This window comes from Lunatimonas salinarum, from assembly GCF_017811155.1.
GTDB classification, from domain to species: domain Bacteria; phylum Bacteroidota; class Bacteroidia; order Cytophagales; family Cyclobacteriaceae; genus Lunatimonas; species Lunatimonas salinarum.
The window spans coordinates 26,287-40,262 of the sequence record NZ_JACVCV010000023.1 but is presented as its reverse complement, the minus strand read 5'-3'; the positions used below and the strand labels follow the sequence as shown (position 1 = coordinate 40,262).

Annotated in this window: 10 protein-coding genes; 7 read left to right on the top strand and 3 right to left on the bottom strand. The window is 44.6% G+C overall.

Going from position 1 to position 13,976, the window contains the following annotated elements:
- The first annotated feature begins 10 nt into the window (after positions 1-10).
- Together IAQ59_RS19840 and IAQ59_RS19835 are read left to right on the top strand one after the other, a co-directional pair.
- Entirely contained in the window at positions 11-1,204 is a 1,194-nt protein-coding gene (locus tag IAQ59_RS19840; protein WP_209332599.1) for a Gfo/Idh/MocA family protein, read from the top strand.
- 195 nt (positions 1,205-1,399) lie between these two features.
- Complete coding sequence (locus tag IAQ59_RS19835; protein WP_245189728.1) at positions 1,400-3,592, top strand: DUF5916 domain-containing protein; 2,193 nt, start codon at positions 1,400-1,402, stop codon at positions 3,590-3,592.
- Between the two features lie 5 nt (positions 3,593-3,597).
- On the opposite strand, the gene IAQ59_RS19830 is transcribed toward IAQ59_RS19835, so the two are convergent.
- The gene (locus IAQ59_RS19830) at positions 3,598-4,542 is read right to left on the bottom strand and encodes a phytanoyl-CoA dioxygenase family protein (RefSeq protein WP_209332598.1); all 945 of its coding nucleotides are present in this window, start codon (positions 4,540-4,542) and stop codon (positions 3,598-3,600) included.
- A gap of 179 nt (positions 4,543-4,721) precedes the next feature.
- Between IAQ59_RS19830 and IAQ59_RS19825 the strand changes: the two genes are divergently transcribed.
- Positions 4,722-7,199: a PIG-L family deacetylase gene (locus IAQ59_RS19825; protein WP_209332597.1), complete on the top strand. Its 2,478-nt coding sequence runs from the start codon at positions 4,722-4,724 to the stop codon at positions 7,197-7,199.
- Positions 7,200-7,295: 96 nt separating this feature from the next.
- Positions 7,296-9,014, top strand: a complete 1,719-nt coding sequence (locus tag IAQ59_RS19820) for a sodium:solute symporter family protein (protein ID WP_209332596.1) — start codon at positions 7,296-7,298, stop codon at positions 9,012-9,014.
- A gap of 81 nt (positions 9,015-9,095) precedes the next feature.
- On the opposite strand, the gene IAQ59_RS19815 is transcribed toward IAQ59_RS19820, so the two are convergent.
- Positions 9,096-9,944 carry a DUF2911 domain-containing protein gene (locus IAQ59_RS19815; protein WP_209332595.1) on the bottom strand — a complete coding sequence of 283 codons (849 nt, stop codon included), beginning with the start codon at positions 9,942-9,944 and terminating at the stop codon, positions 9,096-9,098.
- Positions 9,945-10,168: 224 nt separating this feature from the next.
- Between IAQ59_RS19815 and IAQ59_RS19810 the strand changes: the two genes are divergently transcribed.
- Both IAQ59_RS19810 and IAQ59_RS19805 read left to right on the top strand, forming a co-directional pair.
- A complete protein-coding gene (locus tag IAQ59_RS19810; RefSeq protein ID WP_209332594.1) occupies positions 10,169-11,092 on the top strand; it encodes a 2-hydroxyacid dehydrogenase in 924 nt (307 codons plus the stop codon).
- Positions 11,093-11,116: 24 nt separating this feature from the next.
- A complete protein-coding gene (locus tag IAQ59_RS19805; protein ID WP_209332593.1) occupies positions 11,117-11,959 on the top strand; it encodes a universal stress protein in 843 nt (280 codons plus the stop codon).
- Here the strand turns inward: IAQ59_RS19805 and IAQ59_RS19800 are convergent.
- Positions 11,946-12,659: a tetratricopeptide repeat protein gene (locus tag IAQ59_RS19800; protein WP_209332592.1), complete on the bottom strand. Its 714-nt coding sequence runs from the start codon at positions 12,657-12,659 to the stop codon at positions 11,946-11,948. The two genes, IAQ59_RS19805 and IAQ59_RS19800, sit on opposite strands and share 14 nt — an antisense overlap.
- Before the next feature lie 289 nt (positions 12,660-12,948).
- On the opposite strand from IAQ59_RS19800, the gene holA reads away from it, so the two are divergent.
- A complete protein-coding gene (gene holA / locus IAQ59_RS19795) occupies positions 12,949-13,971 on the top strand; it encodes a DNA polymerase III subunit delta (protein WP_209332591.1) in 1,023 nt (340 codons plus the stop codon).
- Positions 13,972-13,976 lie beyond the last annotated feature (5 nt).

Genomic DNA, 13,976 nt, shown 5'->3' with positions numbered 1-13,976 from the left:
TAAGAAATAGATGAAGATAGCCATGTTGGGCTCGGGTTTTATCGCCCGATTTTATGCCGATTCCCTGCACGCACAGCGGAGAAAAGACCACATTCACCTTGTTTATTCTCCTACAGAGGCAAATGCAGAACGGTTTGCTGCGGACTATGGGCTAGCACATTTTACCTCGGATATGCGGACTGCCATTGATCATCCCGACACCGAAGTGGTGCTTATTGCGTTGCCAAACCATCGGCATTTGGAGGCAGTGTTAGCCTGTGCCGCAGCAAAGAAGCCGGTTCTTTGTACCAAGCCTCTAGGTAGAAACGCACAGGAAGCCAAAGAAATGCTTGCAGCAGTGGAGCGTGCCGGGGTATTTGGTGGCTACTTGGAAGACTTGTGTTATACGCCGAAATTTTTGAAAGCGCTGAAAAGTGTGCAGGAGGGTAGCTTGGGGAGGATACTTTGGACGAAGTCCAGGGAAGCCCATCCCGGCCCGCATAGCGATTGGTTTTGGGACAAGGAAAAGTCCGGGGGGGGTGCCATCATCGATCTGGGCTGCCATTGTGTGGAAATAGGACGTAATTTCATTGGAAAGGATATCAAGCCGATAGAGGTGATGTGTTGGGCCGATACGCAGGTACATCCCATTGATGCGGAGGATCACGCAATCGGCCTGGTGCGATATGCAAATGGGGCGATCGGTCAATTCGAGGTTAGTTGGACCTTTAGAGGAGGCATGGACCTGCGCGACGAAGTGATGGGTACCGAGGGGACAGTCTGGTTAAACAGCTTCCTCCGAACGGGCTTTGAAATGTTCACTACGGGTAAAGCAGGTGGTTACGTGGCGGAGAAGGCTGAATCAGATGCTGGCTGGTTGTTTCCGGTGGGTGACGAAGCCCATGAACTAGGGTATCCCCACATGTTTACCGATATGTTTGATTCTCTGGAAAATGGAAGTGAGCCATTGGAAACATTTTACGATGGCTATGTGGTAAATGCGATATTAGACGCAGCCTTATTATCAGCCAAATCAAAAAAATGGGAACCGGTATTATTGGATATTTGGCGCGGCAAGGAAGGAGACGTTCAAACGAGCGGGTTCATCGAATACGACGAAAATCATTACCTTATAAAGCGCGAGATACTTCCAAACGGTGATCATAAGTTGATCTTAAAACACAAATCCACCGGCAAGGTAAGCCAAACCGTAACACAAAGGTAATCTCCGTTCAAAACTGATTTTAGCGGAAAATAAAATTAGCTGCACTTACTTCTGTTGAATTCGCCAACTTGCGGACTTATTTCAGGGTAACATGGATCATTTGTTCCAGTAGGATGGCAGTTTTCCTTGCCCCGTCCGTTTTGCCTAATATAAATTCATTAAACTTGCGCTCCTTTTCATCCTAGGGAAAATCTTATGAACATTATTTGGCGTTTAAGCGCATTATTACCCGTAGTGCTTCTGAGCTTGTTTGCTTCCGAGGCATTTGGCCAAAAGATAAATGCGCAATACCAATTGCCCATAAAGCAATCCTCTTCACCAATCCAGGTAGATGGAGTGATGGACGAGCAGGGCTGGGCTGATGCAGACGTAGCTACTGACTTTTACATGATTCTGCCCATGGATACCAGCTTTTCGCAAGTTAGGACAGATGTGCGAATGACCTATGATGATCAGAATTTGTACATACTCGTGATCAACTTTCATGCGGTTCCCGGACCTTATTACGTGGAATCTCTGCGCCGCGATTTTTCCTTTGGGAAAAATGATAATTTTTTGCTGTTCATGGATCCGTTTGACGATCAAACCAACGGATTTAGTTTTGGAGCAAATGCCGCTGGGGCTCAATGGGACGGCATCATGTACGAAGGTGGCAAAGTGGATCTAAGCTGGGACAACAAGTGGGTGTCTAAGGTCCAAAACTACGACGATAAATGGATTTGGGAGGCTTCCATACCTTTTAAGTCTATCCGATACAAAAAAGGCATCACGGAATGGGGTATTAATTTTTCCAGGTTAGACCTTAAAACCACTGAAAAATCCAGCTGGGCACCGGTACCAAGGCAATTTCCCTCAGCATCCTTGGCATATACCGGTTCCTTGATGTGGGATCAGGCGCCTCCAGAAGCAGGGGCAAATATTTCAGTGATTCCCTATGCTATGGGCGGTTCGGTTAACGATTTTGAAAACAACGCAGACCCTAGATACCAGAATAGGGTAGGTGTGGATGCCAAAATTGCTGTAAGTTCTTCTTTAAATTTAGACTTGACAGTCAATCCGGATTTCTCCCAGGTAGAGGTAGATAGGCAATTGACAAATTTAGATCGGTTTGAACTCTTTTTTCCGGAGAGAAGGCAGTTTTTTCTCGAAAATGGCGATCTGTTTGCCAATTTTGGTTACGAAAATATTCGGCCGTTTTTTTCAAGAAGGATTGGATTGGATGCCCCTATCCAATTTGGTGCAAGATTGAGCGGAAAAATAAACAAGGATTGGCGCATAGGTGCTATGAATATGCAAACAGGCGCGGTGGAAGAAACCGGTTTGCCCTCGCAGAATTTTAGCGTGGTTTCCCTGCAGCGTCGGGTCGCGCAGCGCTCTAATATAGGTGTGATTTTTATCAATAAAACGGCATTTGATGCGGCTTCCACCACCGAACCAGTCCAGGCAAATTATTCAGATTTTAACCGTAACCTGGGGCTAGAGTATAATTTGGCAACCTCCAACAACCTTTGGACAGGAAAAGTGATGATGCTAAAATCATTTAGCCCTGGAAGTCAAGGGGATGGAATGGTTCACGCCGCTAATTTACGGTATTCTTCTGGATCATTGACGGCAGAGTGGCGTCACGAGTACGTATCTCCGGAATACACCGCCGAGGTAGGCTTTGTGCCTAGGGTGGGATATTACCGGGTAAATCCCAATTTGGCATATTTGTTTTTCCCAAAGAGCAAGCGCATCCTGCGACACGGTCCCGTGGCCAACACGTCGCTTTATTACAATATGGATTTGAATCAGACGGATAATATTACCCGGATCGGTTATACAACCCGGTTTAGAACTCAGGCAGATTTAACCATTTTCGGAGAATATAACCGCATCTTACTTCAAGCGCCATTCGATCCAACCAATTTCAGCGGCAACACCTTGGATGCATTTACCGACCATAATTGGTATAATTTCGGTGCAGAGTATATTTCCAAGCCCCAAAGCTTGTTTACATACGCAGCCTCTACGCAATACGGAGGCTACTATGCAAATGGAAACAGGTACAATTTTATGGGAGAAGTTGGGTACCGTTTTCAGCCCTATGTTGGGTTATCCCTTTCTGCAAATTACAATAATATCCTCCTGCCGGAACCTTGGGCACGTACCTCGTTTTGGTTGGTAGGGCCAAGGGCAGACATTACATTCACCAATACCATATTTCTTACGGCGTTTGTTCAGTATAACGAGCAGATCAACAATGTCAACCTCAATACGCGGTTTCAATGGAGGTTCAAGCCGGCTTCTGATATCTTCTTGGTGTTTACCGATAATTACCTTCCGGCCCCTTTTTACGTAAAGAACCGATCTGTAGCTTTAAAATTTACCTATTGGTGGACGATGTAGTGTAGTTACCACAGATCAATGCCAAGTAATTTTCTGCCAAGTGGAGTTAGTTCCGCCTGCGGATACCGGTTTTTTTCCCAGTTTCTGGGATCTCCAGGAAATGCATACCCCTCAGGTGTAAGCCGTTCTTTCCATGATCTAATTCGCCAATCCCTCAGGTCACTATGGTGGTTTTCGGCTGGCATCATGGATACATACTGCGCCATTCGTACCTTGTTATTGCTACGATTTGGACGGATCCCATGGGGCAAAGTACTGTTGAAGATCAATAGATCTCCTGCTTTTAAGAGCACCTTTGTGACCTCAAAACCAGAGATGTCCGGAATAAAGCGATTACGGTTTGTCGGCTGCGTCAGTTTCCAAGTGTCATATGTCCGATAAAGCTCCGGGATACATTGGAAACCGCCCACGTTTTCATCAGTTTGATCGTTCAATGCCACGAGCCCCTGCACATTTTGAGGCTTGGTTTCCGGATCATAATCCCAATGAATGAAGCCTAGAAAGTCAAATCCTGGCCTGGCAGGTAGGTTTAGATTGGCCCGATCGATGGTAACCCACAGTTCATCCCTGCCCCATATATCACAGAAGGTCTCATAGACCTTGGGATATTGACGTATATCCCAGAGATACTGATGGTTATAAATCTCAACCATGCCGCTGTTTTTGAGTTCCGTCATCTTCATTTCGGCCCTGCTGGGAGCATACCAAGTATCGGGATCTTCAGGATCCTTTTCTTCGAACTCCCAAAGCAACTTCGCGGTACGCTGTGTAAATTCCAATGGCACCGCATTGCGAAGTACCAAGTATCCATTGGAAACCCAAAAGTCCCAATCATCATCCGTAAGTATTTTGAGCGGACGGCCGTTGCTGCGGTCGTTTAATCTAACGTTGCTTGATGCAGCGGTCGAAGGGTTTCCAGGTATATCCCGGTGATCGTAGTTGGCTGCCATGGCTATTGGGGTTGTGTTAAGTGGAAGCTAATTTGCAAATAAGTTAACTTATTTTCGGGAAAAAACCCAATAACCGCTAAACCCTCCGCCACGTTATTACAGGATATTATTTCCGTTGATATAAATAAAGTTTAAATTTACCCTCGCATACCGTAGTTTGTCTACCTAAACCAACGCCAATGAAACTGAAACATTTCCTTATACTTTATAGCTATTTTTTTGTTTCTCTCTTCGTAGTTTCCAGTAGTCTTGTGGCTCAGACCTCGTCTGAGCTTTATCATGATCTGCTGAAATTGAAGGAAACCAAGCGGGTGCTTTATGTGGCAGCCCATCCTGACGATGAAAATACCCGCCTGATTGCTTACATGGCCAACAGGGAACATGCTGAAATTGCCTACCTCTCGCTTACTAGAGGTGATGGAGGGCAAAACCTGATAGGAAAGGAACTTGGGATCGAGCTTGGAATGATCCGTACACAAGAACTGATAAGGGCCAGAGAAACGGATGGTGGCCGGCAGTTTTTTAGTCGTGCCATTGACTTTGGTTTCAGCAAGCATCCGGATGAGACCTTAAATAATTGGGACAGGGAGACGTTACTCTCCGATGTGGTGTGGATCATCCGGAAGTTTCAGCCGGATATCGTGATCAACCGATTTAGTGATGTGCCAGGGACCACGCATGGGCACCATACCACTTCTGCCATTCTATCATTGGAAGCGTTTGAAAAAGCAGCAGACCCTACCATTTTTTCAGACCAATTAAAATGGGTAAAGCCATGGCAACCTAAGCGTGTGTTTTGGAACGCCTATAGTTGGGGTGGTCAGTACGAACCACAGCAAGGCAAATTATTTCACCGCTTTGAAGTAGGAGAGGTAAATCCGCTTCTGGGAACGAGCTATTCTCAAATCGCTGCTGACAGTAGAACCATGCACAAATCGCAGGGTTTCGGATCAACCGCGCAAGTAGGCAGCAGCGACGATTTCATCGAGTTGGTAAAGGGAGAGGCGTTTAAAGATAGTCCATTTGACGGAGTTAAGAACCGATGGGAAACTGTTTCGGGAGGTGTGGCCATTGAAAAGTCAGTGGATGCTCTGTTGGAAAATTTTGATTTTAGACACCCAGAAAACAATGTGCCAGCGCTGCTTATTATCAAAGACAAGCTGTCAACATTGCCTTCTGGTGAAATATGGGTAGCGGAAAAACAGCAAGCTGTTAATCAATTAATATTGAATTGCTTGGGTTACAAAGCCGAGTTTTTGGCCAACAAGGAACTCTCATTTCCTACAGACGAAGTGAGTGCCAAATTGGTTGTCAATAATCCTTCCAGTTTAAAGCTGGATGTTTCATCCTTCAAGGTATTGGATCAAGTATTAGCGTTGGAGAAATCCGTAGCTGGAAATATCCCCTTGGATGCTACACTATCCTTAAAAATCCCAACTAGCTTTTCCGTATCACAGCCTTATTGGTTGGACAGTTCACCAAGAGACAACCTGTATACTATCCCGGATAGAACGGAGATTGGGAAGCCTTTTAACAAACCCTCCATTTCCGGTACCCTTGAAATAACCGTTGAAGGAAGGCCGATTACCGTGGAAGTTCCCCTTATTTACAAATACAACGACCAAGTGGATGGAGAAATTAGGCAGCCTTTTACGATACTTCCGGAGGTTTCTTTGGAGCTATCAAAAAATAACCTTTTTCTATTGAACGGTAGGGGTGATGAACTTACCGTTGAAGTATCCTTCCAAGATGAACTATTGCCGGGCGAACTTTCCTTTGACGGGCTTAGGGAAACTGATGTAGAGATACTAACTATTAAGGAGGAAAGAGAAAGGCGAAAAATCATCTATCATGTTCGTCTGATGAGTCATGATGGACCCGAAAAGAGTACTATCGGAGTGAAGTACACTACAGCTGATGGAAGAGTGTATAAGCAAGGAACGAGACGAATTAGCTACAAACACATCCCAAATCTCACCTACTTTCCGCCCGCCCAGTTTAACCTGATTCGGTTGGCTTTGAGCTTAACGCCCCAACGTATTGGTTACATCCCAGGAGCTGGAGACGACGTACCTGGCGTGTTGGCCACATTAGGATATCAGGTAGATTTGTTGGACAACGGAGGACTTTCTCTTGAACGACTCCTCCATTATAGTACGGTCATTGTTGGCATCAGAGCCTTCAACGTAAATCAGGTTTTGGCCGATAACGTGGACAACCTAATGAATTATGTGAAACAAGGAGGTAACCTGATCATTCAGTACAATACTTCATCACCATTATTGACCCGTACGTTGGGGCCCTTTCCCATTACCCTTTCCAGAAACCGGGTTGCTGTGGAGAATTCGGCAGTCAATCCTGACTTTGAGGGTCACCCGGTGATGCGTTTTCCAAATGCAATAGAGATGAAGGACTTTGATGGTTGGGTACAGGAACGGGGTCTGTATTTTGCAGGTGAGTGGGACAGCCGTTATGTGACCCCGCTGGAACTGGCAGATTCTGGTGAGTCCCCTTCTAAAGGTTCCCTACTATTGGCAGATGTGGGAGAAGGCACATTTGCATATTCCGGAATATCCTGGTTCCGACTATTGCCCGCAGGCGTTCCGGGGGCCATTAAATTATTTGTGAATTTAATCGAGCAGGGTGGTGAAAAATAAACATGAAAGAGGGCTCTGGATGCGCATGTATGCGGGTCAAATGCTTGTTCTGGCGATCCTGGTTTTTCTATTTTACCTGTTAACCCAAAGCTTTTCATGAGTGCCTTAGACTGGAGCATACTTTTTGGAACACTCGCTCTCATCGTAGGGTATGGCGTATATAAAACCTACGGTCCATCCACCATGGAACGGTATCTGAAAGGAGGCAATGAAATGAACTGGTGGACCATTGGCCTTTCCATCATGGCTACGCAGGCTTCGGCAATCACCTTTTTGAGTACTCCAGGTCAAGCCTATTCGGATGGGATGCGTTTTATCCAATTTTACTTTGGACTTCCCGCCGCCATGATTTTGCTGTCTATCTTTTTTATTCCGGTGTATTACAGACTTAAGGTGTACACAGCCTATGAGTTTTTGGAATCCCGGTTTGACCTCAAGACACGGACCTTGGCAGCTTCCCTGTTTTTGATACAGCGTGGCCTTGCAGCAGGCATTACCATATACGCCCCGGCCATCATACTTTCTACCTTATTGAACTGGAACCTGACTTTTACCAACATTTTTATCGGTGTATTGGTGATCGTTTACACAGCCTCAGGTGGTACCAGGGCAGTTTCCATTACCCAAAAGCAACAAATGACTGTGATGATGGGAGGGATGATCCTGGCAGGGATATTGGTGATCTATATGCTTCCTGTAAAATTTACAGAAGCGCTTCATGTAGCCGGTAAAATGGATAAGTTGAATATTGTAAACTTTGATTTCAACCTTTCAGACCGTTACAACTTTTGGTCGGGGATGACCGGAGCCTTGTTTTTGTTTCTTTCGTATTTCGGCACGGACCAGTCACAGGTACAACGGTACCTGACGGGAAGGTCGTTAAAAGAAAGCCGTATGGGATTGATGATGAACGGTTTTTTGAAAATTCCGATGCAATTTATAATTCTTTTCATCGGGGTGATGGTATTCGTTTTTTATCAGTTTTACCAGCCCCCCGTTTTCTTCAACCAGGTACAGGTAGAGAAATTGCAGGAGAGTGACTATTGGACAGCATATCAAGAACTGGAAACGAGGTATCAGGCTACCTTTGAGCAAAAAAACACCCAGATATTTGACATGTTGGATGCGGTGAAGCAGGAAGATGCCGCGCAGACTGATTTGCTCAGAAGCCGCATTTTGGACAGCGCAAAGGAACAGGAATCTATCCGTAAGCAAGTAAAGGAATTGATTCTGAAAAATGACCCATTAGGCGAAACGAACGATACCGATTACGTTTTTATGCGGTTTGTGATGGACTATCTCCCCAAAGGAATCATCGGATTGCTATTTGCTGTCATTTTCAGTGCAGCCATGTCGTCTACCGCCTCTGAGTTGAATGCCTTGGCATCTACCACTACGGTGGATATCTACAAGCGGTCCATCAATCAACACAGGGCCTCGGGACACTACGTGAAATCCTCCAAGTGGTTTACCGTGCTTTGGGGAGGATTTGCGATTGCCTTTGCTACCTATGCCACGCTTTTTGAAAACCTGATCCAGGCAGTGAACCTGCTTGGTTCCCTCTTTTACGGTACAATTCTCGGCATATTCTTGGTGGCGTTTTTTATGAAATGGGTGAGGGGTCACGCCGTGTTTTTGGCGGCATTGATTACCGAAGCGGTCATTTTGCTGATTCACTTCAATAACGGCGGTGAACTACTGGGTGTTCCGATTAATATCGGGTATTTATGGTATAATGCAATCGGTAGTATCTTGATGCTGGTCATCTCGGCAATCATACAGCTGGGGATGCCGAAAAAGCGGAAGAAAAAATAACCGTATGTACACTAGGAGGTCACGCTATTGGTATTAAAGGAAAAGAGGCTGTTTCAAAAAAAAACAGCCTCTTTGGTTTGTCTATTTGATCGATTTGATCAATCTTTCATTTAGTCCCACATAGTCGGGGTTATTTTCCTTTTTAGCCATATCCATACTGGTCTGGGCAGACTTAAGTGCTGCTTCGTTCAATCCCAGCTTTTGTTCAATTTTTGCTTTCAGATGAACAGTCCAGTACTTCGGATCAGCCTCTACCGATTTGGTAACCCACTCCAGCGCTTTTTGGAGGTCTTTGTTGGTATTGAAGTAGTAGGTTGCCGCCTGAAAATATATCCCGGGATTGCTCGGTGTTTTTTGGATTACCTGCTCTTCGATTTGCTTCATGACAATGGGATCCACTTCGGTTTCAATGCGGAATTCGGCACCGGATTTTTCCCATGAAAGGCGAACGGTACTACCCGTGTCTGTGATGTCAGTGAAGTCAACCTGAAAAGTCTCTACACTTATTTTCGATTTCAAAGCAGGTACTTGGACTCGGAAAGCATCGTCCTTGGAATCATAGCCGATCGCCCCCCATAAACCTGTGTTTTTAGAAAATATCAACGTCCAAGTAGATTTTCCCGGAATAGAATACAGCGCGTATTTTCCTGCCGAAAGTGGATTACCCTCTATCATCACATCGGTAGAAAACTCAAAGGTAGTGGCCGAGTTCGCACCGGTTCGCCAAACTTCCCCAAAGGGTACAAGCTCACCAAATATCTTTCGGCCACGGACACTTGGCCTACTGTATTCCAAAGATACTTGGGTAAGACCCACTAATTGGGTTACTTTTGATGGAGGACTAGCCTGAGGCATTTGTATTTGTGCATTAACGCCAAACGCAGCTATCATAAAAGCCACTGCCAGTAAAATAAAATATTTTGTTTTCATATGGTATATTAATTATATTGGTTTCAACTTGATCACCGGTTCCAGATTGTGTATACCTCAGTGCTATATTATTTATGCAAACGCTGGGCAAATTTATGTAAAAAGAAGAAGGAACCATAAAATCAATTGCGAAGTTCGGATTAACTTTGCTGTAGTGGTTTTTGGATCAAGGAGCTTTTGGAATTGGTTGAATTTTGACGACAATTAAAACACAGATTCTTTAAATGAGCATAGCGATAATTGCCCCCTACAAAAAAGACATACCCGTTTGGAAAGAAACCTTTAAAAAATTGGCTCCCGAGCTTACGTTGGAGATTTACCCTGACATAAAAAACGCAAAGGAAGTCGACACAGTGGTGGTGTGGCAACATCCCCATGGTCTTTTAAGAGACTTCCCAAATCTGAAATTAATATGTTCTATGGGTTCGGGGGTAGACCATATCGTGGCCGACCCGAATTTACCAGAGAATATACCAGTAACCCGGATAGTGGATCCTCGGCTTACGTACAGCATGACGAACTACGTGATTATGGGTATTTTAAATTATCATAGGCAGTTTACCCGATACCAAGCGGATAAGGTGACAAAAAGCTGGGACATGAGTAATCCTGAAATTGATATCTCGGTAGGGGTACTAGGTACAGGTCAGTTGGGAGGAGATGTGTTGGATAAGTTGGCTGCAATTGGAATACCTGCTTGTGGGTACGGAAATAGTCCAAAGGAAGGTTACAGGCATTCCTACTACCACGGGGAAGCGCTAGATGACTTTTTAAAAAGGGTAAATGTCATTGTATGCCTATTACCGCTTACCGAAAGGACCGAAGGCTTTCTCAACAAAGACCTGTTCCGTCGGTTCAATCCGGGTACCTATCTTATAAATGTGGCAAGAGGAAAGCACCTGGTAGAAGAGGATTTACTTCATGCGCTTTCTGAAGGATGGATTTCCGGTGCGCTGTTGGATGTTTTTATTCAAGAACCCTTACCGGTGGAACATCCTTTTTGGGATCATCCCCAAATTATGATCACTCCACATATCGCATGCATAACCATGTACGAAGCTGCCGTACCTCAGATTTTGGAAAACCGCCGAAGACTACACGCTTACGAGCCCCTTGCCAATCAAATAGACCTATCACAAGGATATTAAGCCTACCATAAACCTACCATGCCTATGCCTACGAGACCTTTTACCATACTTTGCCCCACAGATTTTTCGGAATGCTCCCTGAACGCGATTGAATATGCATCCCGGATAGGTGAGCACTATGAGGCGGTATTGATACTTTTCCATGTGCCCAATCTGGAGGATTACAAAAAGTTGGCGAACTCGGAAGAACCTAGCGATATGCACCGCTTCGCAGCTGTTAAACTAACCAGCTTGGCAGAGACCGTCAAATCGGAGAGTCTTAAAAATGGCTTGAACGATTGTCAAACGGTAATAAAAGAAGGAAAAACGGTTCAAACCATTTTGGACTACGCAGATACGCATGCTGTTGACCTGATTGTGATGGGAACGGAGGGAGTAAATGACTTTAAAAAAAATTTCATAGGAACGAAGGCCAGCAAAGTTGTGGAAAACGCTTTGCAGGATGTGTTCATGATTCCTAGAAAAGTTTATTTCAGGCAGCCGCGTAAACTGGTATACGCGACAGACTACCTGGAAGAAGATAAATTAGCTATTCAGAAAGTAGTGGAAATGGCTGGCTATTTCAATTGTGAGGTGGATATTGTGCATGTTGGAACCAGGCTGCGCACTATAGATAAGGCACTTCACCAGACCATGATTGAAGAAATCTATCCATTTATCAAATATGAAAAGACCAATTTTGTGCTCAAAGCCTATAGGGATGATCCAGGCCTAGGCTTGGAGAGCTACTTGATTTCTGCCAAGGGGGATGTACTTTTTACGCTTAGTAAGAAAAAATCGTGGTTTGAATCCTTGTTTACCAAGAATCTATCGCGTAAGATGTCTTACTTCATCAACAAGCCCCTCTATGTGATCAAGAACGTTTGAGGCCCCCTTTCAGAAATTCCCAAAACTCCATTCGGGTGTGGGATTGCGTGAAAATCCCTTTGATTGTATCCCACAGGTGCCCTACGGTTAATCGTTTTTGATTGACCGTGTTTTCGGTTTCACCGGTAGCTTCAATTGGGATATCCCGTCTCACGGGATTTTCACCTTTGAGCTGAGGGTGATCTTGGTTGGGTTTGTATCCTATTAGCGCGTCGGCTTTTTCAAAGCTTTTCTTAGATCTTGATAGGTATCCAAGCCGCTCCTCAACCATTCCTTTATTGTTTAACGAAATGGCATCTTCCGGGTCCAACTCCAAGGCAATTTCATAATCGGCTAAGGCACCGTGTAGGTCTCCGATGCGATCCTTTAAAAACGCTCTGCTTGAATAACGGTAGGGATTTTTGGGGTCAAGGTTTTGTGCCCTATCCAGCTCTGACAGGGCTTCTTGATTACGCTTCATCAAGTGTAAAACCACTGCACGATCACTGATTAAATCACAATCAAACGGATTGCCGGTCAGTAAACGATCAAAATCAGCTAGCGAATCGTCAAATCTACCTATGCGGGAAAACACCCGTGCCCTGTAGATCAACCCGGTTGCGTCGTTCGGGTCGGAAGCCAAATGTAGTTCAAAAAGGCGCAATGCCTCTTCGAATTTCCCTTTCTTATAATTGCTGATTCCTTCTGCTATCCTGCTCACGATTTGCGTTATGGTTTAGGTTAATTAGATATAGTACATACAAATTTTATTTGGAAATTGTTCAGGCACAATACAACCCATTTGCCGGTTATCATCGATTTTGAGCAGTCCTGTGGGTAATTTTCTACCGGACTTAGGAGGGTACTTTGTCCATGGCGGGCGATTCACCGGTAGCATAAGATTTGGGGTACTAATTCCGGAATATATCCTTTTCGAGGCTGCCAATCCTAGTGTATCGTAACAAGGTATTGCCAATTTTCGCTATCTTTGACCGAAGATAACCTGATTCATGGCTAGTACTCCAGAAACTGTTTTAAAGGATCTAAAGAATGGGAAATTTGCTCCTGTCTATTTTATTCAAGGAGAGGAACCTTACTTCGTTGACAAGATAACCCACTACATCGAACAACATGCTATACCACCCCATGACCGAGGGTTTAATCAGGTAGTCATGTATGGAAAAGACGTGACTATGAGTACAGTCATCAACAATGCCAAGCGCTTTCCCATGATGGCTGACCGACAGGCAGTAATCGTAAAGGAGGCCCAGCAAATAGAAGGTTTAGGGAGAGAGGACGTAGATAATTTATTGATTAGTTATGTAAAGAATCCCCTTCCGAGCACCATCTTGGTGTTTGCTCACAAGCACAAGACGTTGGATGGAAGAAAGGCCCTAGCCAAAGAACTGGACAAACATGCCATATTGGTCAAATCCAGCCGGATTTCTGAATACAAAATTATTCCGTATATCGAGGCCTACATCAAAGAGCATAAATTTACCATTGAACCAAAAGCCTTGCAGGTTCTAGCGGAGTCGATTGGCGGCAATTTAGAGGTACTCACCAACGAGATTGATAAAATGCTGATCAACTTTTCGGAGCCGGTGATGATAACCGTGGACCACATTCAAAAATACATTGGAATCAGCAAGGAATTCAATATCTTCGAACTCACCAATGCGCTCAGTTTTAGAAATGTAGCGAAGGCCAACGCCATTATCTATTACTTCAGTCAAAACCCGAAAGCGAATCCGTTAATACCCATGATTACGGTACTATTCACGCACTTTAACAGGATACTATTGGTCTACGGAAATAAAAACCTTCCCGATAGCCAATTGGCTGGTGTACTGAAAGTCAACCCCTATTTTATCAAAGAGTACCTCACGGCAGCAAAAAATTACTCATTAGGCAAGGTTATTGATATCTTCACATACCTAAAAGAAGCGGATTTGCAGTCTAAGGGTGTTGAAAGCAACAACTTGCCGCATTCCCAAATTTTAAAAGAATTGATATTTAAAATTCTGCACTAGGCCCA